The following is a 26,489-nucleotide window of genomic DNA, read 5'->3' as shown; positions in this document are numbered from 1 at the left end:
GCTAAGTCCAAAATGACGCTATTTTTATATAAAAATCTAGCATTTTTTATTTTAACTTTAGTATTGAATGAATAGGTAGCAACTTGGGTTATCTTAACTTTTAGCTATAGCTATATTTTCTTGCTGATACTAGAGATCTCTAGACTTTAGTTAGCCAGTGATGATAATCGGGCAGGAGACCTTGAACAGCTTTACTGTACAAATCACGGAGTTTCTTAGTGATTTCACCAATGGTTCCATCGCCAACAGGACGATGATCAAAACTAGTGATTGGAGCAAGCTCCGTCGCAGTACCAACAAAAAATGCTTCATCGGCAATATACAACTCAGTGCGATCGATTGTGCGTGATACCGTTTCTAGTCCTAATTCTTTTGCGGCTAACTCAATGATCGAACTGCGAGTAATACCTTCGAGAATATTATCGGTAATAGAACTAGTAATCAGCTTTCCATCTCTTACCAAAAAGAGATTCATCGCACTTCCTTCTGCAACATGACCTTCATTAGTCAAAACGACAACGTCATCAAAGCCAGAAGCATAGCCATCAGTCTTAGCAAGGGCAGTATTTACATAAGCACCATTAACTTTTGCTCTTGCAGGAATGGCATTGTCATCTAAACGCCGCCACGAGGACACACCAACTTTAATACCGTTGCTAGTATCGAGGTAGCCATCCATCGGGACACTGAACAAACAGAAATCATCATGGGTATGGGGAACTTTGAGAATTGGTCCAATACGAAGGTCAGCTTTGTAGATAATCGGGCGGATATATGTCGCTGAGTTACATTGATTGCGATGTAATAACTCGGTAGTAAGGCTGATCATTGTGTCAACATCAAGAGGATGTTGCAAACCGATAATGCGACAGCTTTGGATTAAGCGTTGATAATGCTCTTTTAGGCGAAATGCTGCCATGCGGTTTTCTTCAGGTAGCCAATACGCCTTAATCCCTTCAAAAACAGCCGTGCCATATAGAAAAGCGTGGGTGCGGACACTGATTGTGGCATCTTCGAGAGGGACAAACGTTCCACGTATATAGGCGTACTGTGAGGTCATGGTTTAACACATCTTGATCAATTATTTTTCTATCATATAGCTATGACAAATTAAAACCCAGAAATTAATTTTGATGCTTCGTATCAAAATTAATTTCTTAAATGCAAGCCATGAGGACAAAACCCTGTGAACAATGTTGACTACCTTCGCATCAGTTTGATCGATCGCTGCAATTTTCGCTGCACTTACTGTATGCCAGAAGGCTCGGAAGTCGATTATATCCAAGCACAGGAAAGCCTTACCAATACTGAATTAATTAACTTGTTGCGAGAGGTATTTATTCCATTAGGGTTTAAAAAATTTCGCCTGACGGGGGGAGAGCCTTTATTGAGGCGCGATTTGGTGCAGTTAGTAGAAGCGATCGCTGATCTCCAAGGTGTGGAAGATCTGTCAATGACCACTAATGGTTTTTTATTAAGTGATTTAGCAAAACCCTTATACGAAGCAGGTTTGAGACGGATTAATATTAGTCTGGACTCCCTCGATCGCGATGTATTTCGCCAAATTACAGGACGTAACCTCTGGGAAAAGGTATGGGCGGGAATTTTGGCGGCTCATGAGGTCGGGTTCGATCCGCTAAAATTAAATGTGGTTGTTGTGCCAGATGTGAACGATCGCGAAATATTGGATTTAGCTGCCCTCAGTATTGATCGCCGTTGGCATATTCGCTTTATTGAGTTTATGCCCATTGGTAATGACAACCTGTTTACCCATAAGGGCTGGGTGGATTCGGCAACCTTGCGGCAACAAATTAGCGATCGCTATGGTTTAGATACTGGCAACTGCAAGGGCAATGGTCCCGCCGATGTGTTTCAAATCCCCAATGCCAAGGGGACTTTAGGCTTTATTAGTCAAATGTCGGAATGTTTTTGCGATCGCTGCAATCGGATGCGGCTCTCGGCGGATGGCTTATTGCGACCATGTTTATTAAATGAGTCAGGACAGATTGATCTCAAAACTGCATTGCGTCAGGGCAAAAATTTTGCCGAATTACGGATGGCAGTGCGGGATTTACTTAATTTAAAAGAGGAAATTAATTTTAAAGAACGCGATCGCGGCATTGGTGAGCAAAAAAGTTATTTTCGTACCATGTCCCAAATTGGTGGCTAAAAGAGAGTGGTAGTGCTTCGCACTACCACTCTCTTTTAGTCTAATAAACAAATAAGGCTCGCTATGCGAGCCTTATTTGTTTATTTAGTTGTAAGAGTACAAAATATCCCTTCGGCATCAGTAGCCACCATACCGTATGTGTAGCGGATAGCTCTAGGTCTACTGATTTGCGCTTACCCCTTTCGGAAGTAATTGCCATTTCGGGGATACTAGGGCTACACGGGGGGGAATAGGATAGCCCTGCTATTAATCTACATTAGTTAGCACTTATTTGCAAGAGTTAGTCCAAAAAAAATTTAATAGATGATAGAGAGTCGCTTTATAGCTCTTGTCATTTATCAAGAGATGATAACTTTTACAAGGGATTACGGTCTGGCGTATTCGGTATCATTAATGACTGGTAGCTTCACCATTGTTTGGTAATTTCTGGTAGCTGCCACTTAAGAATTGAGATAAATTTCGTATTTACCCCTCAACCATTCCCTCCTCAAATATTTACTTGTATTTACTTGTTATTTATGACTTCCCCACTGAATTATCTGATGTGCGCCCCTGATCACTACGATGTAGATTATGTGATCAATCCTTGGATGGAAGGCAATGTCCACAAATCTAGCCGCGATCGCGCTGTTGAGCAATGGCAAAAACTATATGGAGTCCTCAAGGGTTTAGTTAATGTAGAGCTAGTGCCCCCTGCTAAGGGATGGCCAGACATGGTATTTACGGCAAATGCAGGATTGGTACTAGGTGACAAAGCAGTATTAAGCCGTTTTCTCCATAAAGAGCGTCAGGGCGAAGAACCCTATTTCAAAGCATGGTTTGAGTCGAAGGGTTTTACGGTGTATGAGCTGCCCAAGGACTTACCCTTTGAAGGCGCAGGTGACGCTCTATTCGATCGCGCAGGTGGCTGGCTATGGGCTGGTTATGGCTTCCGTTCAGAACTAGATGCTCATCCTTATCTCGCAAAATGGTTAGATGTAGAAGTACTATCTCTACGCCTCATTGATAATCGCTTCTATCATTTAGATACCTGCTTCTGCCCATTAACCGATGGCTATTTACTTTACTATCCTCCTGCCTTTGATTCCTATTCTAATCGTTTGATTGAGATGCGGGTTCCTGCGGAAAAGCGGATTGCCATTGAGGAAGCCGATGCGGTGAACTTTGCTTGTAATGCTGTAAATGTCGATCGCAATGTTGTCATGAACAAAATTAGCGATGGCTTAAAACAGCGCATTACGAAGGCTGGCTTTAATGTGATCGAAACACCGCTTACGGAATTCCTCAAAGCAGGTGGAGCCGCTAAATGCTTAACCCTCAGAACTGTTGAAGTTCCCATTACTAGTGAACAGCCTGATCTTGAGCCTAGTGGTGTTGAAGCAAGAATTGTCGAATTAACAGGACATCTACTGGATTCTGGAATTATCAATCGGGCGCTCGATCTAGTTACTGATAATGGTGGTAGCTTCCAAGTTTTAGAATTTAATCTTGGTGAACAGAGACAAAGTACATCCTTAGCAAGGATTCGCATTTCTGCCCCATCCCATGACCTCATGGAAACCATCATGGGCGAATTGATTGAAATTGGTGCAGTCCTACAGGATCGCGATACCTCCGATGCCAATCTTGAGCCAGTCCTCCAAGATGGCGTTGCCCCCGATGACTTTTATGTCACCACCATCTATCCCACCGATGCCTGTGTCGATGGTGAATGGATTCGTTGCACTAATCAACGGATGGATGCGGCGATCGCGATTAGTCCCGATGGCAAAACTGCCACCTGTAAGCTCTTGCGTGATTTAGTCGTAGGCGATCGCGTCGTAGTTGGTTACGATGGCGTACGGACAGTTCGTAAACCTGAAGCACGAGACAATGCCAAGAAAGAAGAATTTTCCTTCATGGGTGCAGGTGTATCTAGCGAACGTCGTGTCGAACTTGTCGTCGAACAGATCGCATGGGAACTGCGCCAAATTCGCGATCGCGGTGGCAAGTTAGTTGTCTCCTGTGGTCCCGTAGTTGTACACACTGGTGGCGCTCCTCACCTTGCCTACTTGATTCGTGAAGGTTATGTGCAGTCGATGCTCGGTGGTAATGCGATCGCTGTCCATGATATGGAACAGTCCTCGATGGGAACTTCCCTCGGTGTTGACCTCAAGCGTGGTGTCAGTGTCAAGGGTGGACATCGCCATCACCTCAAAGTGATTAACTCCGTCCGTCGCTATGGCAGCATCCACAAAGCAGTGGAAGCAGGCTTTGTGAAGACTGGCGTAATGTACGAATGTGTCAAGAATAATGTTCCGTTTGTTCTAGCTGGTTCCATTCGTGATGATGGACCTTTACCTGACACGGTGATGGATTTGCTAGAAGCCCAACGCCTCTATAGCGAACAAATTCGCAATGCCGATATGATCTTGATGCTGTCATCAATGCTGCATTCCATCGGTGTAGGCAATATGACTCCCGCAGGTGTAAAGATGGTTTGCGTTGATATCAATCCCGCCGTTGTGACGAAACTCTCCGATCGCGGTTCCGTAGAGTCCGTCGGCGTAGTCACCGATGTCGGGCTCTTCCTCAGTCTCCTCGTTCAGCAATTGAAAAAGCTCGATAGTCCTGTAGCGATCGCTGCCTAATTCAAAATACAAGCCCTGCTATTTCAGGGTTTGTATGGTAGGTAGGGATGGGCGGCGCAAAGCGCCGCCCATCCCTACCCAAAGTTCTACCATTTACTAATCGCGTCAGTGAGATGCAATGCTGCGGCCTGTACTGAAGCGATCGCTCTTGTATAACCCAAACGGGTTGGGCCGAGAACTCCAACCGTTCCTACAGGTTTATCATCACAGAGATAGGTACTAGAGATAAAAGTACAGTTCTGAATTGGCTCAATAGAGATTTCGGAACCGATTCTGATACTGACTGAATTTGCAGAGGGGCTAGGTTGATCGACAATCAGAGCCATCAACGAAGCGCGATCAGCTTCGAGTAACTGCACAATATTTTGCACCTGTTGCAAATTAGAAAACTCTGGTTGACGTAATAACTCCGTTAAGCCACTAATAAACATTTGTCCCAAAGCTGTGCGATCACATAATTTCATCAGTTGCTGTAAGGACTGCTGCAATAACACTGCATATTGCTGAAACTGGCGATCAAGATCGTCCCATTGCAATGCGTTATTTAAGTCTGACCAGTTTTTATCCCGTAAATGCTCATTTAAAAAATTATTGAGAATATTTAATTCCCCTTCTAATACCTCTGGCTTTGTTTCACTAGGTAAATCCATCGTCACCGAGGCAGTGTGGTAAGTGTCACTAACAGCGATCGCCATGATCTTTCGTTCATCGACCATGACTAATTGCAAATGCCTAATTCGCATTTTTTGCATATTTGGGGCAGTAATTACAGCAATACAACCGCTTAGGGTCGCCAAAATTTGAGCAACATCACGCATTACGCCATCAAGGCTGGACTTGCCAAGGCGATCGCTTTTGCTGGCGAGAAATTGGTGGGTACTATAGGTGAGTTCGCTAGCAGGATCGATCAGCTTATCTACATAGACACGATAGCCAGAGTCTGAGGGAACACGCCCTGCCGAAGTATGGGGTTGATATAACAAACCAATGCGATCGAGCATATTCATCACATTGCGGATTGTGGCAGGGCTAATATCAAAGTCATACTCAGATACCAACGCCTTGGAGCCAACAGGTTCTGCTGTTTGAATATAGTGATCGATGGTTGCCCAAAGGACTTTTTGTTCACGATGGGTAAGTTGAGGGTTCATAGTCTGTGGTAAAGAAATAATGTTAGAAAAGTACTAAGAGTTAACTAAGAGGTAATAAATAAAGGTTTTTTGATAAAAATTGAATGTAAATTGCAAAAATAAATTAAAAAATAAGCAGAATAAAAATAGGTATTAAACAAGTATTAAGTAAGTATTAAGTTTTTATTGTTAAATTTAACTTCTATAACTTAAGAGTTTAACCATTACCATACCTAGATTCTCAAGAAATCCAGTGGTAAGTTGGATTGACCTTCATACTTTGTCGATTGGCAGTACATGAAACATCGCAAAATCCACTAAATTTGTGACTTTGTTTCGCTACAATAGCCAAATGTCTCTTGAAGAAATAGACCAAACATTTAATACTGTAGTTTCTCAGATAATATCAGTCCATACTGTTATGTCTTAGACATACCCTAGCTTCATCTATATATTCACCATTGAGTTTGGTAAGTACTAACATCTTCATGGAAAATCAAGAGCAAACTACGGCAGTTGAGCAGCAATATCTTTGGGCTGTCGGACTAGATACCGAAGCATTTCCCCCTGCATCTCTACTTGGCGATCGCTACCGTGTCCTGTCCTCGCAAATTGTCGTTGACACAGATGCGTTCACACTACCTGAGTTACCCCTTGAATTTCAGACTTATGTAGTGTCTTACCTGAAGCTATCACGATTAAGCCTACATTTACCGCGTCCCTATGGTTTGCTGTTGCTAGGTGAAGAGCTAAACCTTTCAGAAATCTTTTTATTAGAAAATGTCCCCATCGATCGCCAAGGCAATCTTTGTCCGACCTTAGCTGAGAGTTGGGGAAAAGCATCGGCGTTAAGGCAAATTAATTTGCTCTGGCAAGTCCTCAATCTCTGGGAACCCCTCGCCGAACAAAATATGACGCGCACTTTGATTGAACCCAAATTGGTCAGGGTTGATGGGATGTGGGTGCGCCTGTTGGAATTGCAAGCGGATGTATCGGCGGTACATATCTCGCAATTAGGAGACATTTGGGTACAGTGGCTAGATCTGGCTAAGCCCGAAATTGCCGAGCCGATCGCTGAGTTTTTCTATAGTTTGGGACGAGGGGAATATGACGTAAATACAGCGATCGCCTATCTCGATCAGTTGTCATTAAAGATCATGCAGGAGCAACCGCTCACAGTACGCATTGCTAGTGCTACTGATGTTGGTCAACAGCGTGACCATAACGAGGACGCTTGCTATCCTGACATTAAGCGCCAAAAACGGACTGAACAGGCTGAGAGTCTGCGCGATCGTCTAGCGATCGTCTGTGACGGTTTGGGTGGACATGATGGCGGAGAAGTTGCAAGCTCCTTGGCAATCAAGACCCTCGAGCAGCAACTAAAAACCCTGCTGCATCAAGCAGAGAATGATCCTGATTTTTCCGCCCAAGGGTTTATTGCCCAATTAGAAATGGTGGCTCGCGTTGTCAACAATCAAATTGTTGCCATCAACGATCAACAGCAACGTCATGCCCAACAACGGATGGGGACAACTTTGGTAATGGCAGTGATACCCCATCCCCACGGACATCCTAGTAATGAAGTATATGTGGTGCATGTGGGCGATAGTCGTCTCTATTGCGTCAGTAAAAATAATTTACGTCAAGTCACCCTCGATGATGATGTGGCAACTCGCGAAACCACATTGGGATACAACTTTTACGCCTACTCCTCACAACGCATTGATGGTGGAGCCTTAATTCAGGCTTTAGGAACTAGAGGTTCCGATATGCTTGTCCCAAGGGTGCAAAGATTTTTTATTGATGAAGATTGCGTGCTACTTCTCTGCTCCGATGGCTTAAGTGACTTTGATCGGGTTGAGCAGCTTTATGAAAGATATTTGCTGCCAATTTTGACCGAAGATAAATCTCTTGATCGGAGCTGCCAAGATCTCATCGATCAGGCTAATGAGCTAAATGGTCATGACAACATTACCGTCGCCCTGATGCGCTGTCGTTTTGCACCGCCCGATCCTAATGAGGATATGGTTGAGCAGATCACCGCTTCCGATGACGAAGATGATGCCGATACTGAAGATATCTTGCCTAATCCTGATCATGCGGTGGATGCAGCAGGAGCTTTAGTGACGACAGAACCTATTACTGATAATTCGGAAACTGCCGCAGATGTTGCTGAATCTAGCACAGATGCTGCTGGATTTGATATGGATGATATGGACTCCGCAAAAACAGAACTGGGACTCCCAAGACAGACCAATAAAGCATTTATGATCATTTTGATTTTAGTTGCTCTATTGCTCGGTAGCGGTTTTGCGGCGCTGCAATTTCCTCAAGTAAAGGACTGGGTGCGTCAACATGTGCCAACAAGTCTCAAAAAATTTGTACCGCCAAATCCCTAAATGATCGATTGTCTCTCCTCTCAAGCGATCGCTACTGCTGCTCAGATGCAGGCGATCGAGCAGCTTATCTTCCAAGCAGGAATGCCCGTTGCTGCTCTTATGGAGAAAGTTGCACTGCGGATTACCCAGAGATTAACGGAACTCTATCCTGCTGAAGTTTATGGGCATGTGGGTATTCTCGTTGGTCCGGGACATAATGGCGGAGATGCGCTAGTTGTTGCGAGAGAACTCCATCATCAAGGGCGAGAGGTGCGTATCTATACGCCATTTACGAAATCCAAGCCTTTAACAAGGGTACATAGTTGTTATGCCAAGCGCTTAGGAATTCCCTTTGTATCCTTAGAATCATTACAGAAATGTGATCTCATTGTCGATGGTATCTTTGGATTTGGATTAGAACGGGATATAGTTGGAGATGTGGCGATCGCCATTAATACAATCAATAATTGGCAAGTCCCAATTGTCAGTATTGACCTACCATCAGGAATCCATACTGATCACGGGAAGGTAATGGGCATTGCAATTAGAGCCACGCATACCTTCTGTTTGGGATTATGGAAGCGGGGCTTACTGACAGAATTAGCAACTCCCTATGTCGGCGAACTTGAAAGAATCGACTTCAATATTCCCGAACAATTTATTCGGCAAGTACTAGGTAATGCACATCCACTCTGGCGCATCGATCCCCAGCAAATACTTAGCGATCGCTTGCCCATTAAACGTCATCCGACTACCCATAAGTATGAAATCGGGCATTTGCTCCTAGTTGTCGGTTCTCAAAAATATGGAGGAGCCGCACTTTTAGCAGCAATGGGGGCAAAGGCAACGGGCATCGGTATGTTATCGATCGCCGTTCCGCATTCCCTCAAATCGCTCATTTTGGCACAGATTCCTGATGCCCTCGTCATTGGCTGTCCCGAAACTGAGTCTGGGGCGATCGCCGAATTACCTGATCTTGATTTGCAGAAATATCAGACAATTGCTTGTGGTTGTGGGATCTCTCTTGAGGCAAGGCAAATTGTCCAAAGGCTCTTAGATAGCGATCGCCCATTAGTTCTAGATGCCGATGGCTTAAATACCGTAGCAGCATTGGAGCAAGATCAAAGAATTTCTCAATTACAGAATAGAAAGAATACAACGATTCTCACGCCGCATTGGGGAGAGTTCTGTCGTCTCTTTCCAGAATTACGCGAAGTTGAACGGATAGAAGCCTTACAAACAGTCGTAAATCTTACCCAATCAACAATTTTACTTAAGGGAGCCAGAACTGCGATCGCATTCCCCCATGCTACTGATTCGCAAGTATGGATTAATCCTGAAAGTACGCCTGCACTAGCTAGAGGTGGTAGTGGTGATGTGCTAGCAGGAATGATTGGGGGTTTACTAGCCCAAGGGATGACAGCAAGTGATGTGGCGATCGCTGCCACGGTCTGGCATTCAAAAACAGCGATCTGGACTTCCCATCAGCTTACGGTTATGGGTGTCGATCCTGTTACACTCGCACAAAACCTATTACCATTTTTACAGTACTTTGGTAAGTATTCCTTCTCCACCAATAATTAACGCGAGTTCGGAATAATTTGATGAGAGAGGGTTTGCGTAGCAAATCCTCTCTCATAGCCCACACATTTGCGCCGTGCTTTGCACGGCGCAAATGGTTATTTAAATTGAGCCTTGAGTAATAATGTGGCTTCGTGGGCAGGAACTGGACGACTGAAGAGATATCCCTGTACTGCGTCACAATGATGGGCGCGTAAAAACTCTAGCTGCTCCTTTCGCTCTACTCCCTCAGCGATCGCAATGAGATTGAGATTATGCGCCATTGCAATAATTGCCGATGTAATGGCGGCATCATCCCGATTATGAGGAGTTTCGCGGACAAAGCTAGCATCGATTTTGACTTTGCTGACGGGTAATAATCGTAAATAACTGAGGGAAGAATAGCCAGTCCCAAAGTCATCGATGGATACGCACATGCCCAAGGCTTGCAATTGTCGCAACATTTTAATGATGGTCGTTTGGTCTTGCATGACTAAGCTTTCGGTAATTTCTAATTCCAAATATTGCGGCTCTAAATTCGTCTCATCAAGAATTTGCATAATGCGATCGCATAAATTTGGTGATTGGAACTGTTTAACAGAAAAATTTACCGCGATTCTGATTGGGGGTAGCCCCTGTTGTTGCCAAGACCGATTTTGAGCGCAAGCAGTTCGTAAAATTAATTCACCCAACCTCACGATCAAACCATGCTCCTCCGCCGCAGGGATAAACTGATTGGGCGGAACCCAGCCTAGCTCAGGATGTAGCCATCTTGCCAAAGCCTCCATACCGTCGATCTCCCCCGTAGCTAGATTAATCTGGGGTTGATAAAACACTTGAAACTCAGAGCGCTCAAAGGCTTGACGAATCCCATTCTCGATCGCTACATATTCGATCACCTTTGCGCCGATCGCATGATTATATAGTTGATAATGATTTCTGCCCCGCTCCTTAGCGCGAAACATTGCCGTGTCAGCATGTTTCATCAAGGTTTCGTGATCCATGCCATCACTGGGATAGAGGCTAATGCCGATACTTGTACCGATATAAAGTGCCATTTCTTCTACAAAAAATGGTACTTCAAAGGATTGCAAAATTAACTGGGCAAATTGCTGAATTGACTCCACACTTTGCAAGTCAGAAACAAAGATCATAAATTCATCGCCCCCCATCCTTGCCAAGAAAGTACTTTCAAACATGCACTCACTCAACCTTTTAGAAACTTCGATCAACAGGCGATCGCCTGCGGCATGACCCATTGTGTCATTGACTAATTTAAAACGATCAAGATCGAGAAACAATACAGCAAGTAAAGGAGGGATCAACTTAATTGCCACCTCCTGAACCTCATCAAGATAGATTTGCAGCTTTTCCGCAGCATGTTCTAGAGCTGAGGATAGACGCTCACGAAATAGAACTCGATTTGGTAAATTGGTGAGCGAATCATGAAAGGCAAGATGTTCGATCTCCGCTTTAGCCCTTTTGCTAGCGGTAATGTCCTCCACTGTTCCTTCAAAATAGAGTAGATTACCCACGACATCATAAACCGCATGGGCATTTTCTGAAGTCCAAATAATCGAACCATCTTTGCGATAGACTTCAGATTCAAATAATTTGACATCCTCTTGTTCTAGCAACAGCTTGACTAACTCCAGTCGGCGTTGAGGATTGACATATAACTGATGCCCAATATCTGTAAGGTTCGCAATCAAATCTTCAGGGGTATCATACCCATAGATCTTCGCAAGCATGGGATTAGCAATTAAGAATTTACCATCCACTGAAGACTGAAAAATCCCTTCTACAGCATTCTCAAAAATACTGCGATACTTAGCTTCAGCCTTCTTTAGTGCTTCTTCAGCTTGTATCTTTTGGGTAATATCATTAATTAAAATGATTTTACATTGACGATTATTGTAAATAAGAGTGTGCGATGAAACAGATACAAAAATCTGGCTACCATCTTTTTTACAGTGTCGCCATAATTCAGGTTCCGTTAAACCGATTGAGACCCTAGCATTAGCGATCGCCTCCAAAAGTTTAGGAATATCTTCGGGAGGACGAATATCTTGCAAAGTCATAGAGAGAAATTCTTCTTTACTATAACCGTAGTGATTGATGGCAGCTTGATTGACGGCTAAAAATCTCAACGTTTCGAGATCATAAATCCACATCGGATTAGGATTGTTCTCAAATAGATAGCGTGTGCGATTGTCAGTATCCTGTAGGTTTTTAGAAGTCTGTTCCCAATCCGTTATATCTTCAAATCTATTGACAAAGTATGGCTCCTTGGTGTTATCAATAGAGAGATCTGTGCTTTGTAATACCTGCACAATTTGCCCATCTTCACGGATGTAGCGTACATTGAGATAGCAGTGATCAATTTCTCCTGATAGTAATCTTTCCTTAAGGAAGTAGTAGGCTGATAGGTCATCGGGATGACAGATTTCCTCGTATTTGAGTTGACAGATTTGTGAAGCTCTATATCCTAAAAGATCGCAGAAGGATACACTTACTTCCCGAATGTGATCATCTAAATCTGTTTCAAAAACTCCAACCGTACTATTTTCAATACATTTAGCAATACGCATTAAATTCTTGAGACGCTCTTGTTTGAGAATCTCTTGATAGATTGGATTTAGATGCTTATACCTTTCGGCCAACGTGTTTCCCTTGTCGGTTAAAGTTGTTTATATACTAGATCATGCTTAAAGCTAAACTTACAAGCTGCTCATTTGATAATGGTACTGGCAACTGTTGGATCTGCGCCCGATCACTATAGGGTTTTAGTTTATTTGCGATCGCTTCAGTAATACCACCCTCGGTTAAAAAATAAGGTAATACGTTAATTTTATAAATGTTTTGGGCAAGTAAATACTCAATTTGGGTCTCTATTTTGGGTTCAATCCCCCAATAGGCAGCGATCGCTTGGCTAGATCTTGCTAAGTTCTCAACCACATGATTTGCCCCAGTTCGACGACTTCCGTGGGAAATTAAAATGCGAGATGGCTTTTCTTGACTTGGGGCATCCGTATATTTCTCAAATTGCTGTAACAGTAAATCAGGAATTTGAGAATGCGTTCCTAAGTGAGCAATTGTCCGAAAACTCAAGCGATCTTGAAATTTGCTTTGGGCGATCGCTACCTCTGCGGGAATATCTTCGCTAACATGCACTCCTTCCAACAGTAACAATGGCAAGACAGCAATGGTAGAAATGCCATGAGCAATCATCTCATAGGCAAATTTTTCTAATTGCTGAGCTAGGGTAAGGGGCTGACCTTCCAGACATCCGCCGCTAATATAGAGATTGCTTTGCGATCGCGCTATGGCAACTAGATCTTGTAATCCTAACCACGAACGGGGGTCGCTACTACCATGCGTTACAAAAAAAAGCGCGGTGGCGTTCATAGACTCTTGAGTATAATTATAATATTTGCTTTTAAGTACCTCGGCATAATTAAAATCCAGATATCGAACCTGCGGCGCAGGTTTGAGGGGTTTATATTTAATTATGCCTACTTACACAGCACTAGTCACAATTATAACGAGTAACGCATATCGAAACTATTTACGGAAAAACCCAAGGACTCAAGGCTCATCAATTAAAGCAATTAGATCGGCTCTATCGATCGCGTTTGCCTCAAGATAGCCTCACCACTCCCGAATTGGCTCAACGCCTTGCCGCCGTCAGTGCTGAGCTAAAGGAGTCGATCTGTCTGTATATTAATCGCCGTGGACAGGTGATCCGCGTGGCGATCGGTTCGCCCAATCAAACCAAAATTCCACCCTTAGAGTTACCGCGCTATGGTAGCGATCGCCTCAGTGGGATTAGGTGTATTTGTGCTAGCCCCGATGCTGAGTATCCAAATCCTACCGACTTAACGGCGATGTTGATGCAGCGCCTTGATGCGTTGGTGATTTTGCCAGTAAATCCCAAAGGCTATACTGAGCGTGGCTATTTGGCGCATTTACTACCAGCTACGGATACGGAACTACCTGAGCAGCAAGAAGCTTGGCGCGTGTCTAAACTGATGACGGTAGATGCCCTATCGAAGCAAGATTTCTTAGAGTTAGTGGAAGGGCTAGAAGAAGAATTTAGCCGCAATTTTGCAGGACGTACTACCGACGATAACCAAGATCGGGTGGTGCTAGTGGGCTTAATGCGCCAAAAAGAGAAATCGGACTCCATGCCCTTTGCGATGATCGAGCTTGGTCAATTGGTGGAAAGTGCAGGGGGTAAAGTTCTTGATGCTATTTGGCAAAAGCGAGAACGTCCCCATCCACAAACTGTGCTGGGTGAAGGTAAAGTTTTAGAATTAGCGATCGCTGCCCAAACAAAAGGCGCAAATCTCGTAGTGTTTGATCGCGAACTTACGGCTTCTCAAACTCGTAATATCGAAAGAATGATCGGCTTACGAGTTAGCGATCGCACGGAAGTTATTCTCGATATTTTTGCTCAACGCGCTCAATCATCGGAAGGGAAGTTACAAGTTGAGCTAGCCCAACTAGAATATCGTCTGCCACGCCTCGCAGGACATGGACAAGCCCTATCCAGACTCGGTGGTGGTATCGGTACTCGCGGGCCTGGGGAAACTAAGTTAGAATCCGATCGCCGTGTGATCCAAAAGCGGATTACCTTCCTTCAACAGCAAGTCAATCATTTACAAGCTCAGCGATCGCGCATTCGTCAAAAACGGGTTGATCAAGAAGTGCCGACGGTAGCGATCGTTGGTTATACCAATGCAGGTAAATCAACTTTATTGAATGCGATGACTAAGGCTGATGTTTATGCTGCCGATAAGTTATTTGCGACCCTTGACCCCACCACGCGCCGCCTGACGCTCACAGGTGAAGAGGACAAAATGCATACAGTTCTACTCACCGACACCGTGGGATTCATTCACGAACTTCCCAAATCCCTCGTTGATGCGTTTCGTGCCACCCTTGAAGAAGTATCGGAAGCCGATGTATTAGTCCATCTCGTTGATGCGTCCCATTCTGCATGGGAAGATCAGCTTAAATCGGTGGATAAAATCCTCAAAGATATGCCGATTGCAGTTGGGCCGACTTTATTAGTGTTTAATAAAATTGATGCGGTTGCAGATCCTCAGGCACTCTTAGAGAAATATCCCGATGCGATCGCCATATCTGCCCTGAAGCGTCAAGGCTTTGAGCAAATGAGCAAGGCTTTGTTAAAACTAATCGAATATGCGATCGGAGAACTATCTTAAAATATGTCAAATATGTCAAGCGAACAAACATATCCCACATTTCTACTAGTTGACGGACATTCTCTCGCGTTTCGTGCCTTTTATGCCTTTGGCAAACATCCCGAAGGCGGCTTGCGTACCTCGACAGGAATCCCCACCAGTGTTTGTTTTGGCTTTTTGAAGGCATTAATTGAGATGCTCGATCGCGAAAAACCTGCTGCTGTAGCGATCGCCTTTGACCTTGCTCAGCCCACCTTTCGCCATGAAATTGACGATACCTACAAGGCAAATCGCTCAGAAACCCCTGAGAGCTTTATTCCTGATATTCAGAACTTACAAAAAGTATTAGCAGCAATGAATTTGCCTGCAATTACCCAAGCAGGTTTTGAGGCGGATGATGTCTTGGGAACGCTCTCACAGGCGGCGAGTGCGGAGGGTTACACCGTCAAGATCTTAAGTGGCGATCGCGATTTGTTTCAGTTAATTGATGCCGAAAAGCGGATTTCGGTACTGAACTTAGGACAAAAAGATAAGATTGTGGAATACCATGCCGATCAGGTAAAAGAGAGGCTAGGAGTATTGCCCACGCAGGTTGTAGACTATAAAGCTCTCTGCGGTGATGCTTCCGACAATATTCCAGGGGTGCGAGGGATTGGCGAAAAAACTGCGGTTAAATTAATTACGGAATATGGTTCATTAGAGAATGTGTTGGCAGCTTTGCCTAGTATGAAGGGAGCAGTTAAAACCAAGCTAGAGCAAGGAATTGAGGATGCTAAGCATTCACAATTCATGGCGACAATTAAAACCGATGTGCCGCTTCCTGTCGCGATCGCTGATTGTAAGTTGACAGGTTTTGATACGGAGCAGTTAGTTCCGCTATTAGAGGAACTTGAGCTAAAGGATTTTATCAAGCGAGTCGATCAAATTCAGGCTAAGTTGTCAGGGAATTATGAGAAGAAGCCCTCACCCCCAGCCCCTCTCCCACAGGGAGAGGGGAGCAAAACATCGGCTCCGAATGGGGAGGATGAGGAGTTGTGGTTTGACTTTGCTAAGCAAGAGGAAAATCAAGCGATCGCCGCAACTGCTTCTTTGAAATTAGATGTACAGATTATCGACACAATTTCTAAATTAGAGGATTTATGCAAAATCCTGAATAATAAGCAACCGACGGCATGGGATACGGAAACCTCGGCGCTAAATCCCTTTGAGGCGGAGTTAGTTGGTATTGGTTGCTGTTGGGGTAATTCTATTAGTGAAGTTGCCTATATTCCCTTAAGCCATAATTCAGGGCAAAACCTGCGATGGGAAGAAGTAAGCGCGATTCTCAAGCCCATTCTCGAAGATGCTAGCTATACTAAATACTTGCAGAATGCCAAGTTTGATCGCTTGATGTTTAAGTCCGCAGGGATTGAACTAGCAGGTGTGGTATTCGACACGATGATCGCTAGCTATGTCATCGATCCTGAAGCTAGTCATAAGCTTGACGATCTGGCGATGGACTTCCTGCAAATCCGCACCGTGAGCTATAAAACCCTTGTTGGCAAACTTAAATCGATCGCTGAAGTAGATATTCCCTCTGTCGCTCAATATTGCGGCATGGATACTTATATCACCTATCACATTCGACCAATTTTAGAAGAGAAACTAAAATCTGTTCCCGAATTGTGGGAATTGTTCCAAAATCTGGAAATTCCCCTAGAACCGATTCTTGCAGAAATGGAATGGCGAGGGATTAGGATTGATAAAGACTATTTGGGTATTTTCTCTAAGGAATTAGAGAAAGACCTAGATGCTTTAGCGATCGCTGCCTATCAACAGGCAGGACAAGAGTTTAACCTTAACTCCCCGAAGCAATTAAGCGAAATTTTAGTTGAACTACTTGGCGAAAAGTTCACGAAGAAATCTCGCAAAAGCAAAACAGGCTACTCCACCGATGTGGCGGTTCTCAATAAATTGGAAGGAGATCATCCTCTCATTGACACAATCCTTGAAAACCGTACCCTTGCCAAACTCAAATCCACCTATGTCGATGCTTTGCCCTCGCTGATTCAACCCAAAACGGGGCGCGTGCATACCGATTTCAATCAAACTGTTACCGCCACAGGTCGCTTAAGCAGTTCCAATCCCAACTTACAAAATATTCCTATCCGTACTGCTTTCAGTAAGCGGATTCGCGCAGGATTTTTACCCAAAGAAGATTGGATTTTACTAGCTGCCGACTATTCTCAAATTGAATTGCGGATTCTTGCTCATTTAAGCCAAGAGCCTGAATTAATGCGAGCCTTTAACGCTGGTGAGGATGTGCATACAGTCACAGCGCAATTACTTCTAGAAAAAGAAGAAGTAAATAGTGAAGAACGTCGCCTTGCCAAAATCATTAACTACGGGGTGATCTATGGCATGGGAGCGCAAAAATTTAGCCGTGATATTGGTGTGCCAGTGAAACAAGCCAAGCAATTCATTGAGAAATTCAACCAACGCTATGAACGGATCTTTACCTATATGCAAAGCGTGGAAATAGAAGCGGAACGGGATGGCTATGTGCAGACTGTGCTAGGTAGAAGACGATATTTCCGCAATCTCAAAGATATGGCTGGCTATCAAAAAGCGGCTCTATTGCGATCGGCAGTCAATGCACCGATACAGGGAACCAGTGCTGACATTGTGAAACTTGCCATGCTCAGAGTACATGATCTTCTCAAAGACTATCAAGCACGATTGCTCTTGCAAGTCCATGATGAATTAGTGTTCGAGGTTCCTCCTGATGAAGTTGCGGAATTGCAACCGAAGATCAAGCTAGCAATGGAAACAGCTTTAGAGCTTTCGGTAAAGCTAGAAGTAGATATTCACACTGGCAAAAATTGGATGGAGGCAAAGTAATCACAACACATTGCGTTGTGATTATTCCTTTTTCTGTGCGATGCGTAATTTCGCCGATCGCGATCGCGGATTGGCGCGAATTTCTTCATCGGTGGCGATGATCACTTTTTTGGTGATTACTTGAAGGCGATCGTCTTCGCGAAAGGTATGTTTGACAATGCGGTCTTCTAAACTATGGAAAGTAATCACCGCAATTTTGCCGCCAGTTTTTAACCAATTGGGTGCAACGGCTAGCCATTTTTCGAGACTTTCTAACTCGCGATTAACGGCGATGCGTAAAGCCTGAAAAGTGCGGGTGGCGGGGTGAATCCTGCCATGACGATAGCTGGCGGGAACACAAGCGGAGATGGCATTAGCCAATTCTAAAGTAGTTCTAAAAGGACGCTTCTCCACAATCTGACGCGCAATCCTTCGCGATAATCTTTCTTCACCAAGTTTAAAAAAGATATCCGCAAGTTCCGCTTCTTTATAGTGATTGATAATTTCGGCGGCTGTAAGGGTTTGGCGATTATCCATTCGCATATCGAGATCGCCAGATTCTCGAAAGCTAAAGCCTCGCTCGGCAACATCAAACTGGGTTGAACTCACCCCCAAATCTGCAAGAATGCCATCAAACTTTAAATCTGGTGCGGGTTTATATTCACAAAAGTTGCCCCGCCAAAAACTAACTCTATCTGCATAGTTTTTGAGATTTTCACTAGCCGCAGCGATCGCCATTTCATCGCGATCGATTCCCACTAAGCTCACATTCTCCGCCGCTTGCAAAATCAAGGCGCTATGACCACCACCACCCACGGTGCAATCGAGATATATTCCACCTGCAACGATTTCTAAACCTGCGATCGTGGGTTCGGCAAGGACGGGGACATGATGAAACTGAGCAGTCATACTTTTGATGTTTAGCTGAATCGAATTTTTGGGCGAATCTTTCTTGGTGGCTTGTAGCTACTATACTTTCAAAAGCTGTAGCTAAAAAATTTTGCATGACTGATAACAATAACATTCTTCAATACGAATCAAGGATCTGGGCAACGGCGGATCTACTGCGCGGCTGTGGGATTAAGGAGTCAGAATGGCCGTCTTACATGATGCCTTTTTTTGCTTTGGTGATGATCGAAAGTCGTTTGATCAGGATGCTGGATGAACTGACTGCCGAAATTGGGGAGGCTGAGTTGGCGGATCTGGATGCAGAGGATCGGATGACGCTAATTCAAGATCGCGGTCAGGGCTATAACAAGTTTATTTTTGAGAAGAATCAGACCTTGAAGGATATTTGCCAGAATGATAAATCCTTTGATATTGACTTTGAGGCTTATTTGCATGGTTTTGATGGAGAAACTAGAGATTTATTAGGCGTTGAGGCGACGGATGGGGAAAAGTTTCTGGATATCAAGGGTGTAATTGCGAAACTAAAGGCGAAAAAAGTTTTGCTGGGCTACACCAAAGAATGGAGTGGTATTGACTTAAAGCCCTTTGATAACTCGGCAATCACGACTTTAGAGGAGCATATTAAGCGGCGTTGGGCGGATATTTCGGCGGAGACTGCGGGGGAACAGTATACGCCTGATGATGTGATCGGGCTGATTGCGGAAATTATTGCCTCGAAGATTGAGGATAGCGATCGCCTTTTAAAAATTTATGACTGCACCTGTGGTGGCGGAAATTTGCTGTTTGGGGTGGAGGATCGGATTAATGCCAAGGTGCAACGGCTGACTCAGACTTTTGGGCAGGACTGGAATGATGCGCTGTATGCGTTGGCAAAGATTGAGAGTCGGTTTCGGTTGGATTCTAAGATCGAGCATGGCAATACGCTCACGGATGACAAGTTTTACAATGATGAATTTGAGGTGGTGATTGCCAATCCGCCCTATGGGGTGAGTTGGAAGGGTTACGAAAAAGCAATTAAGGACGATAAGACACAGCGCTTTCAGTATGTGCCGTCAATTTCTGATGGTCAGTTGTTGTTTATGCAGCATTTGATCTCGAAGCTGAGTGAGCAGGGTATGGGTGTGGTAGTTCACAATGGCTCGACGCTGTTTAGTGGCGATGCGGGTTCGGCGGAGAGCAATATTCGCAAGTGGATGTTGGATATCGATATTGTGGAGGCGGTGATCCAGTTGCCGACGGATGAGTTTTTTAATACGGGTATTTATACTTATCTGTGGGTGTTGAATAAGCGCAAGTCGAGCGATCGCAAGGATAAGGTGATGCTGATTAATGCGAGTGAAAAGTTTAAGCCGCTCAAGAAAAACAAGGGTTCAAAGCGCAAGGAAATTGATGAGGCAAGCCGTTTAGAAATTGCGGAAACTTTGGCGCGGTTTGTGGACAATGACTATGCGCGGGTGTTTGACAAGGAGTTTTTCTATTTCAATAAGCAGGGGATTATGCTCACGAATGTGGATGAGCAGGGTCGGAGTTTTGCGAGTCATCTCAAGGATGGTAAGACTAGTCTCAAGTTAGCGCCGATCGCGTTAGACAACGGGGTGCGATCGCTGACTGAGTTTACAATCACCGATTATGACGCGGCTAAGTTTGGCTCGTTGGCTGAGTTGTATGAGCAGGACATTAAGCCGTTTGTGGACTCGTTGGACTATAAGGATCAGCCGTTGGTGGTGACGACGGATAAGGCTGTTTATAGTTTTGATAGCGATCGCGAAACAATTATCAAACAATCTGGCTCGAAGCGTGATGAGTTAGGCTGCGGAAAGATTGTGGTGAAGTCGGCTTTTAAAAAAGCGTCTAAAACTCAGGCAGAACGCATTGAGATTACGGTGGAGTTAACTCCTGACTACCAAAAGGATTATGAGATTATTCCGTTTCATCGCGATGAGGTGACAAATCGGGAGGCGATCGCGGCGTTTATGGCGAAATATATTACGAAACCGTTTGAGTATTTGGAGAATGTGGTGGGTGTGGAGATTAATTTTAATAAGGTGTTTTATAAGCCTGAAAAGTTGCGATCGGTTGAGGAGATTTTGGGAGAAATTGCATCTCTCGATCAGGAGCTACAAGAATTGGAAAAATTAATAATTGATAGTTAATCATGAGATTTGAATGGGATGAAAATAAGCGTTTAACTAATATTCGTAAGCATGGTTTTGACTTTGCGGATGTTTCATCTGTTTTTGATGGCGATACTGTAACAGTCGAGGACGATCGCTATAATTATGGTGAGCAGCGATTTGTAACTTTTGGGTTGTTTCAGGGTCGGGTAATTGCTGTCGTTCATACTGAGAATGATGATTTAGTCCGTATTATTTCTGCGAGAAAGGCTACTAAATATGAACAACAAGTCTATTTTGAACAAGTCTGAAACTGATTTGGCGAGATTGGATGCAATGTCTGATGAGGATATTGATTTTTCTGATTGCCCAGAGGTTACACCAGAGATGTTTGCTAAGGCTGTGGTACGTCGCGCTCCTAAGAGTCAGGCAACGATAACGTTAAAGATTGATCAAGATGTGTTGGCGTGGTTTGAGTCTCAGGGGGATTCGGCAGAGCGTCAGATGGCTATGGCTTTAAAGATTTATGCTGAGGCAAATAAGGCTTATTTAAATGTTTAAATGTCATGTTTGTGTTTCTAGAGATTGCCATGCAGAATAAAATTTGAGTAAATATTTAAAGTTTTTTAGATGATTGCATTAAAAGAACATTTTCCGAAGTTTACTCCCGAAGAATATTTCGCATGGGAGGAAAAACAATTAGAACGTCATGAGTACATCGATGGCGAAGTTTATGCGATGAGTGGCGGCACGATCGATCATGGGGATATTGCGGGAAACTTTCTGGCTCTACTTAAAACTCATCTGCGCGGAAGCGGCTGTAAAACTCTTAATTCTGATTGCCGAGTAAGTATTGTCGGCGCGACGAAGTATGTCTATCCAGATATCAGTGTGACCTGTGACGATCGCGATAAGACGACAAACCAATACATTACCTATCCTTGTCTGATCATTGAGGTCTTATCCCCCAGCACAGAAGCCTATGAATCTCCTTCGGAGACGCTATGCGAACGCGGCAACAAGTTTAAAATGTACCGCCGTAATCCTAGTTTGCAAGAATATGTTTTAGTCAGTGTAGATGCGATCGAGATCGAATTATTCCGCAAAACTGAAACGGGTGACTGGCGAATTATTAACTATCAAAAAGGGGATGCGATCGAGCTAAAAAGTGTTAATTTCAATTGCCAGATTGAACAGGTTTATGAGGATATAGTATTTAATGAATAATTATCAATTGTCGGTTAAAAAGTATCCAGTTTATAAGGATAGTGGGATTGAGTGGTTGGGTGATGTGCCTGAGCATTGGGAAGTTAGAAAAGCGAAAACTATATGTTCACATATAAGAGATGGAACTCATGGATCTTTTAGTAGGGTAGATATTGGTTATCCATTACTAAGCGTTAGAAACATTGTAAATTCAAAATTTATATTTTTAGATGACGATAGCTTTATCTCAGAAGAAGATTATAAAACGATATCAAAATCATTGAAGATTAAGGAAGGTGATTTACAATTAGCAGTTGTTGGAGCGACTATGGGGAAGGAGATTGTCAAGTAAAATGTGTAAAGTCTAGAAGCTAGACGTGGAGACGATCCTCGAAGAGGATGGCAAAGCGATTAAGAGCAGGTTTCCAATCACGAATCGGCATCGTCCGAGACTGTCAAGTAAAATGTGTAAAGTCTAGAAGCTAGACGTGGAGACGATCCTCGAAGAGGATGGCAAAGCGATTAAGAGCAGGTTTCCAATCACGAATCGGCATCGTCCACTTCTTCGAGATATTCCGCATTGCTAAATAAACGAGCTTGAAAGCAGCATCATCAGAGGGAAAAATCTGTTGGGATTTAATCACCTTCCGCAAACTACTGTTCATCGACTCAATCGCATTGGTGGTATAAATCGCCCTGCGAATCTCGGTCGGGAAAGCAAAGAAGGGGATAATGTTTGCCCAATGACTGCGCCAAGACTTGGAGATTGATGGATATTGCTTGTCCCACTTTTCAGCAAAGAGTTCGAGATTAAACTCAGCCTCCGATTCCGTCGCCGCGCTATAAATAGCCTTGAGGTCAGCACAAACTTGCTTGCGTTGTTGCCAAGGTACAAAAGCGACCGAGTTTCTGACCATGTGGACAATGCATAACTGCACCTGAGTTTTAGGAAATACCGTCTCAATCGCATTAGGGAAACCAGTCAAGCCATCGACACAGGCAATCAAAATATCTTTGACCCCACGGTTGTGAATTTCGGTGAGTACTGACAACCAGAATTTCGCACCTTCATTCGGAGAAATCCACATACCCAGTAATTCCTTGTACCCGTCCATATTCACGCCCAAGGCAAAGTACAAGGATTTGTTAATCACTCTGCCATTGTCTCGGACTTTGATGACTAGACAGTCCAGAAAGACGATTGGATAGACTGCTTCAAGGGGACGGTTTTGCCATTGCTTCACCTCGTCAATTACTGCATCTGTAACATTGGAAATAAGTGTTGGTGATACTTCAACACCATACATTTCTTGCAACTGGGCTTGAATATCCCTGACACTCATACCTCGTGCGTAGAGAGCAATGATCTTTTCATCTAGTCCTGACAAGCGACTTTGTCCTTTCTTCACCATCTGCGGTTCAAACTCCCCTTGCCGATCTCGGGGGACTGCGATTTCGGCTACGCCAAAGTCACCTTGCACTTTTTTCTGGCTATAGCCATTGCGACTGTTGGTTTGTCCTTCTGGTCTTGGTTCGTGCTTACCGTATCCCAGATGGGTTGATAGTTCTGCTTCCAAGGCTCTCTCCACCAACGCGGTTGTCAGTTGTTTCAGAATGCCTCCTTCTCCGAATAGGTCAGGTGGTGTTTTACATTCTTGCAGCAATTCGTCGAGCAATTCTTTGCGTATATTCATCAGTTTTAGTGTTGGTAATTGTGTGTCTAGATCATCTCTCTGTATATATCCCAGACTTTACACACTTCACTTTACACTCTCTGGGGAAGGTTGCATTAGTCTCTTCAGGTATGACTGAATTTGTTACCCAAAGAAGTCTTGCTACTTTAAGACCAATTATTAAAATTTTAAACAGCAAATTTTTCTTCTATTTTGTTAGTTCTTCTTATTTCCAAAATGTATTATGGTCTAATACCAGTTATTCCGCTCAGCCAGGTATTTACCTTAATAGCCTATCAAATATTGATATTTTAGTTCCCCCTATTTCTGAACAAGAATCGATCGCTACTTACCTCGATACCAAAACAGCACAATGCGATCGCAAAATTGACCTGCTCACCCAAAAAGCAACACAATACGGCAAGCTCAAACAGTCTCTCATCAATGAAACCGTGACTCGCGGGCTTGATAAGTCTGTGCCGATGAAAGATAGCGGCATTAAGTGGATCGGTGAAATTCCTGAGCATTGGAGTTGTGAATTGATAAAACGTTCTTTGCGAGTACTTACAGACTACACAGCTAATGGATCATTTGCGAGTTTAGCTGAGAACGTTACTTATCAAGAGAATGGCTATGCTCGACTTGTAAGGTTGACTGATTTGCGTCATGACTTAACAAATGATGGTTTGTATGTGGATAAAAATGCTTATGAATTCCTCGCAAAAACCAAAATAAATGGTGGTGAAATATTGATTGCAAATGTTGGAGCCTATACAGGATTGGTCAAGATGGTTCCTGAAATTAATTTCAAAGCCACTTTAGGTCCTAATATGTTCTTAGCAATTTTCAGCAATAGATTATTTAAAAGATTTATCAATTATCATCTTAGTAGCATTTGCTGCTTTGAACAATTTCGAGTACAAATGACTGCTACTGCACAACCCAAGCTCAATAAAGATAATTTTCGTTCTATATCAATTGTTGTTCCTCCACTCTCCGAACAAAAGGCGATCGCAGATTATCTTGATAAGAAAACCGCACAAATAGACCAAATCATCCAAACCATCAACACCCAAATCGAAAAACTCAAAGAATTGCGTAAAACCCTAATCAACGATGTCGTCACAGGCAAAATAAAAGTCTGAATCACAGATTAGAAGGATTAAAGGATTACACAGATTTTAACTTTCTTGAGAGTATCCAAAAAAATCCGTGAAATCAGCGTAATCCCATCAAATCCGTGTTCAAAAATCAGTGTAATCCTTTAATCCGTCTAATCCGTGTTCAAACATCGGCGTAATCCAATCTAATCCATGTTCAAACCATCACCTCACCAACCGCTTAAACGTCATACTCTTGCTACCAAAATTAATCAGCAAACCAACCTCCAACTTATACACCTTCAGATAATTCAAAGCCTGAGCCAAATGCACATCCTCAAGCTGAATAACCGCCTTTAACTCCACCAAAACCTTATCCTCCACCACAAAATCAGCCCGACGAGTCCCAATCGGCTCAGGCAAATCCTTATAAAAAATATGCTGCTCAATCTCCCGCGCAAAACTCAACCCCGCCTGACCCAACTCATAAGCCAAAGCCCTCTGATAGATCACCTCCTGAAACCCATTACCCAAAAACTTATGCACCTCAAAACTAGCCCCGATAATCTTCTGAGTAATATCCGCATACTTAAAATTCTCCATACACTCACACAACCTTAGAACACAGATTAAACTGATTACAGGATTACACAAATTAAAAAATCCGTGAAATCGGAGTAATCTGTCTAATCCGTGTTCCAACAATTAATAAGAGTCTGAATCACAGATTAGATGGATTAAAGGATTACACAGATTTTAACTTTCTTGCGAGCATCCAAAAAAATCTGTGAAATCAGCGTAATCCCTAAAAATCTGTGTTCAAACATCAGTGAAATCTGTGTAATCTCAAAAATCCGTGTTCAAACAATTTTCACAACTTTAAAAAACTCTTCAAACGTCACAATCGGACAAGCAAAACTATCCGCAAGACATAACAAATCACGATCGCCTGTCACCAAATAATCAGCACAACCCACCAGCGCCAAAATTAGAAAAGGTTCATCAAAAGGATCGCGACATTGCGGAATAACAGGCAACTGCTCAGGCATCAAAACCGTTTCGCAAAATGGTAAATAATCAGCTAATAAATCCTCTTGATCTGTCCTCGTCAGCTTAAATTTTGGATAAGCAAGCACCCGTATTAACTCCGTAACCGTTGCCTTAGAAGCCAAAGCAATAAAGCGATCGCCTTGCCATGCAAAACGCAGCTTCGCCATATTCCCCCCAAATATCAAAGCCGACACCAATAAATTCGTATCAATCACAACTCGGATGCGATCGGTCATCACTTCCGCGCCCAATTTACCGCATCGTCAATATCGCGATCGCTTAACTCCAAAGCCGCCAGTTTAGCCCTTACAGCGTCAGCCCTTTGAATTTTCACAGGCGTAAGAATTATTTGTCCATCCACGACTTTTACATCAAAATATTCAGAATCACCAATTTCTCGTGTGATACTTTTAGGTAAAGTAAGCTGATTTTTTGCAGTTAACTTAGCAAGCATCGCAAACCTTCTAACTCGATTAAATACAGTGTAAGGAATCCTTACT

At 43.5% G+C, this 26,489-nt stretch carries 21 protein-coding genes; 12 read left to right on the top strand and 9 right to left on the bottom strand.

Going from position 1 to position 26,489, the window contains the following annotated elements; all coding sequences use genetic code 11:
* Window positions 1-139: 139 nt before the first annotated feature.
* Window positions 140-1,060: a branched-chain amino acid transaminase gene (locus NMG48_RS14480; protein WP_271252214.1), complete on the bottom strand. Its 921-nt coding sequence runs from the start codon at window positions 1,058-1,060 to the stop codon at window positions 140-142.
* Window positions 1,061-1,186: 126 nt separating this feature from the next.
* Here NMG48_RS14480 and moaA point away from each other — a divergent pair, with 126 nt between their 5' ends.
* On the top strand, window positions 1,187-2,170 hold the full coding sequence (gene moaA, locus NMG48_RS14475; RefSeq protein ID WP_271252213.1) for a GTP 3',8-cyclase MoaA: 984 nt from the start codon (window positions 1,187-1,189) through the stop codon (window positions 2,168-2,170).
* A 518-nt stretch (window positions 2,171-2,688) separates the two neighbouring features.
* The gene (gene argZ / locus NMG48_RS14470) at window positions 2,689-4,800 is read left to right on the top strand and encodes a bifunctional arginine dihydrolase/ornithine cyclodeaminase (protein WP_271252212.1); all 2,112 of its coding nucleotides are present in this window, start codon (window positions 2,689-2,691) and stop codon (window positions 4,798-4,800) included.
* A gap of 86 nt (window positions 4,801-4,886) precedes the next feature.
* On the opposite strand, the gene hrcA is transcribed toward argZ, so the two are convergent.
* Complete coding sequence (gene hrcA, locus NMG48_RS14465; protein WP_126385676.1) at window positions 4,887-5,951, bottom strand: heat-inducible transcriptional repressor HrcA; 1,065 nt, start codon at window positions 5,949-5,951, stop codon at window positions 4,887-4,889.
* Between the two features lie 467 nt (window positions 5,952-6,418).
* Between hrcA and NMG48_RS14460 the strand changes: the two genes are divergently transcribed.
* Entirely contained in the window at window positions 6,419-8,329 is a 1,911-nt protein-coding gene (locus NMG48_RS14460) for a protein phosphatase 2C domain-containing protein (protein ID WP_271252211.1), read from the top strand.
* Window positions 8,330-9,892, top strand: a complete 1,563-nt coding sequence (locus NMG48_RS14455) for an NAD(P)H-hydrate dehydratase (protein ID WP_271252210.1) — start codon at window positions 8,330-8,332, stop codon at window positions 9,890-9,892.
* Window positions 9,893-9,987: 95 nt separating this feature from the next.
* On the opposite strand, the gene NMG48_RS14450 is transcribed toward NMG48_RS14455, so the two are convergent.
* Window positions 9,988-12,531, bottom strand: a complete 2,544-nt coding sequence (locus NMG48_RS14450) for a sensor domain-containing protein (RefSeq protein ID WP_271252209.1) — start codon at window positions 12,529-12,531, stop codon at window positions 9,988-9,990.
* Between the two features lie 34 nt (window positions 12,532-12,565).
* Window positions 12,566-13,276 (bottom strand): sirohydrochlorin chelatase, encoded by a 711-nt coding sequence (locus NMG48_RS14445; protein WP_271252208.1) that lies wholly within the window; start codon window positions 13,274-13,276, stop codon window positions 12,566-12,568.
* A gap of 149 nt (window positions 13,277-13,425) precedes the next feature.
* Here NMG48_RS14445 and hflX point away from each other — a divergent pair, with 149 nt between their 5' ends.
* Window positions 13,426-15,099, top strand: coding sequence for a GTPase HflX (gene hflX, locus NMG48_RS14440; RefSeq protein WP_345961272.1), 1,674 nt, complete (start codon window positions 13,426-13,428; stop codon window positions 15,097-15,099).
* Between the two features lie 12 nt (window positions 15,100-15,111).
* A complete protein-coding gene (polA, locus tag NMG48_RS14435; protein WP_271255279.1) occupies window positions 15,112-17,958 on the top strand; it encodes a DNA polymerase I in 2,847 nt (948 codons plus the stop codon).
* A 21-nt stretch (window positions 17,959-17,979) separates the two neighbouring features.
* Here the strand turns inward: polA and rsmH are convergent, their stop codons facing one another.
* Window positions 17,980-18,846, bottom strand: coding sequence for a 16S rRNA (cytosine(1402)-N(4))-methyltransferase RsmH (gene rsmH, locus NMG48_RS14430; protein WP_271252207.1), 867 nt, complete (start codon window positions 18,844-18,846; stop codon window positions 17,980-17,982).
* A 95-nt stretch (window positions 18,847-18,941) separates the two neighbouring features.
* On the opposite strand from rsmH, the gene NMG48_RS14425 reads away from it, so the two are divergent.
* From NMG48_RS14425 to NMG48_RS14405, 5 genes are all read left to right on the top strand, one after another.
* Window positions 18,942-20,999 carry an HsdM family class I SAM-dependent methyltransferase gene (locus NMG48_RS14425; protein WP_271252206.1) on the top strand — a complete coding sequence of 686 codons (2,058 nt, stop codon included), beginning with the start codon at window positions 18,942-18,944 and terminating at the stop codon, window positions 20,997-20,999.
* A 2-nt stretch (window positions 21,000-21,001) separates the two neighbouring features.
* Window positions 21,002-21,271: a BrnT family toxin gene (locus NMG48_RS14420; RefSeq protein WP_271252205.1), complete on the top strand. Its 270-nt coding sequence runs from the start codon at window positions 21,002-21,004 to the stop codon at window positions 21,269-21,271.
* Window positions 21,240-21,521, top strand: coding sequence for a BrnA antitoxin family protein (locus NMG48_RS14415; RefSeq protein WP_271252204.1), 282 nt, complete (start codon window positions 21,240-21,242; stop codon window positions 21,519-21,521). Before NMG48_RS14420 ends, NMG48_RS14415 begins: the two co-directional genes overlap by 32 nt.
* A gap of 69 nt (window positions 21,522-21,590) precedes the next feature.
* Window positions 21,591-22,187, top strand: a complete 597-nt coding sequence (locus NMG48_RS14410) for a Uma2 family endonuclease (protein WP_271252203.1) — start codon at window positions 21,591-21,593, stop codon at window positions 22,185-22,187.
* The gene (locus NMG48_RS14405; RefSeq protein ID WP_271252202.1) at window positions 22,180-22,518 is read left to right on the top strand and encodes a hypothetical protein; all 339 of its coding nucleotides are present in this window, start codon (window positions 22,180-22,182) and stop codon (window positions 22,516-22,518) included. The genes NMG48_RS14410 and NMG48_RS14405 overlap by 8 nt, the downstream gene beginning before the upstream one ends.
* Before the next feature lie 130 nt (window positions 22,519-22,648).
* On the opposite strand, the gene NMG48_RS14400 is transcribed toward NMG48_RS14405, so the two are convergent.
* The gene (locus NMG48_RS14400; protein WP_271251743.1) at window positions 22,649-23,860 is read right to left on the bottom strand and encodes an IS256 family transposase; all 1,212 of its coding nucleotides are present in this window, start codon (window positions 23,858-23,860) and stop codon (window positions 22,649-22,651) included.
* A gap of 110 nt (window positions 23,861-23,970) precedes the next feature.
* Here NMG48_RS14400 and NMG48_RS14395 point away from each other — a divergent pair, with 110 nt between their 5' ends.
* Window positions 23,971-24,984 (top strand): restriction endonuclease subunit S, encoded by a 1,014-nt coding sequence (locus NMG48_RS14395; protein WP_271252201.1) that lies wholly within the window; start codon window positions 23,971-23,973, stop codon window positions 24,982-24,984.
* Window positions 24,985-25,164: 180 nt separating this feature from the next.
* Here the strand turns inward: NMG48_RS14395 and NMG48_RS14390 are convergent, their stop codons facing one another.
* The 3 genes from NMG48_RS14390 to NMG48_RS14380 form a co-directional block, all read right to left on the bottom strand.
* Entirely contained in the window at window positions 25,165-25,542 is a 378-nt protein-coding gene (locus tag NMG48_RS14390; RefSeq protein WP_271252200.1) for a GxxExxY protein, read from the bottom strand.
* 257 nt (window positions 25,543-25,799) lie between these two features.
* A complete protein-coding gene (locus NMG48_RS14385) occupies window positions 25,800-26,225 on the bottom strand; it encodes a putative toxin-antitoxin system toxin component, PIN family (protein ID WP_271252199.1) in 426 nt (141 codons plus the stop codon).
* Entirely contained in the window at window positions 26,225-26,443 is a 219-nt protein-coding gene (locus tag NMG48_RS14380) for an AbrB/MazE/SpoVT family DNA-binding domain-containing protein (RefSeq protein ID WP_169362273.1), read from the bottom strand. Before NMG48_RS14380 ends, NMG48_RS14385 begins: the two co-directional genes overlap by 1 nt.
* Window positions 26,444-26,489: the final 46 nt, after the last annotated feature.

Source organism: Pseudanabaena sp. Chao 1811, assembly GCF_027942295.1.
GTDB lineage: Bacteria > Cyanobacteriota > Cyanobacteriia > Pseudanabaenales > Pseudanabaenaceae > Pseudanabaena.
The sequence above is the reverse complement of the archived record's forward strand: the minus strand, read 5'-3'. Positions and strand labels throughout refer to the sequence as shown.

Coding starts and splice junctions, on each gene's coding strand:
- polA (WP_271255279.1), top strand. CDS start 15,112: ATGTCAAGCGAACAAACATATCCCACATTTCTACTAGTTGACGGACAT.
- NMG48_RS14460 (WP_271252211.1), top strand. CDS start 6,419: ATGGAAAATCAAGAGCAAACTACGGCAGTTGAGCAGCAATATCTTTGG.
- hrcA (WP_126385676.1), bottom strand. CDS start 5,951: ATGAACCCTCAACTTACCCATCGTGAACAAAAAGTCCTTTGGGCAACC.
- NMG48_RS14380 (WP_169362273.1), bottom strand. CDS start 26,443: ATGCTTGCTAAGTTAACTGCAAAAAATCAGCTTACTTTACCTAAAAGT.
- NMG48_RS14410 (WP_271252203.1), top strand. CDS start 21,591: ATGATTGCATTAAAAGAACATTTTCCGAAGTTTACTCCCGAAGAATAT.
- NMG48_RS14425 (WP_271252206.1), top strand. CDS start 18,942: ATGACTGATAACAATAACATTCTTCAATACGAATCAAGGATCTGGGCA.
- NMG48_RS14445 (WP_271252208.1), bottom strand. CDS start 13,276: ATGAACGCCACCGCGCTTTTTTTTGTAACGCATGGTAGTAGCGACCCC.
- argZ (WP_271252212.1), top strand. CDS start 2,689: ATGACTTCCCCACTGAATTATCTGATGTGCGCCCCTGATCACTACGAT.
- NMG48_RS14415 (WP_271252204.1), top strand. CDS start 21,240: ATGAACAACAAGTCTATTTTGAACAAGTCTGAAACTGATTTGGCGAGA.
- NMG48_RS14480 (WP_271252214.1), bottom strand. CDS start 1,060: ATGACCTCACAGTACGCCTATATACGTGGAACGTTTGTCCCTCTCGAA.
- rsmH (WP_271252207.1), bottom strand. CDS start 18,846: ATGACTGCTCAGTTTCATCATGTCCCCGTCCTTGCCGAACCCACGATC.
- NMG48_RS14455 (WP_271252210.1), top strand. CDS start 8,330: ATGATCGATTGTCTCTCCTCTCAAGCGATCGCTACTGCTGCTCAGATG.
- NMG48_RS14405 (WP_271252202.1), top strand. CDS start 22,180: ATGAATAATTATCAATTGTCGGTTAAAAAGTATCCAGTTTATAAGGAT.
- NMG48_RS14385 (WP_271252199.1), bottom strand. CDS start 26,225: ATGACCGATCGCATCCGAGTTGTGATTGATACGAATTTATTGGTGTCG.
- NMG48_RS14420 (WP_271252205.1), top strand. CDS start 21,002: ATGAGATTTGAATGGGATGAAAATAAGCGTTTAACTAATATTCGTAAG.
- NMG48_RS14395 (WP_271252201.1), top strand. CDS start 23,971: ATGACTGAATTTGTTACCCAAAGAAGTCTTGCTACTTTAAGACCAATT.
- NMG48_RS14400 (WP_271251743.1), bottom strand. CDS start 23,860: ATGAATATACGCAAAGAATTGCTCGACGAATTGCTGCAAGAATGTAAA.
- NMG48_RS14390 (WP_271252200.1), bottom strand. CDS start 25,542: ATGGAGAATTTTAAGTATGCGGATATTACTCAGAAGATTATCGGGGCT.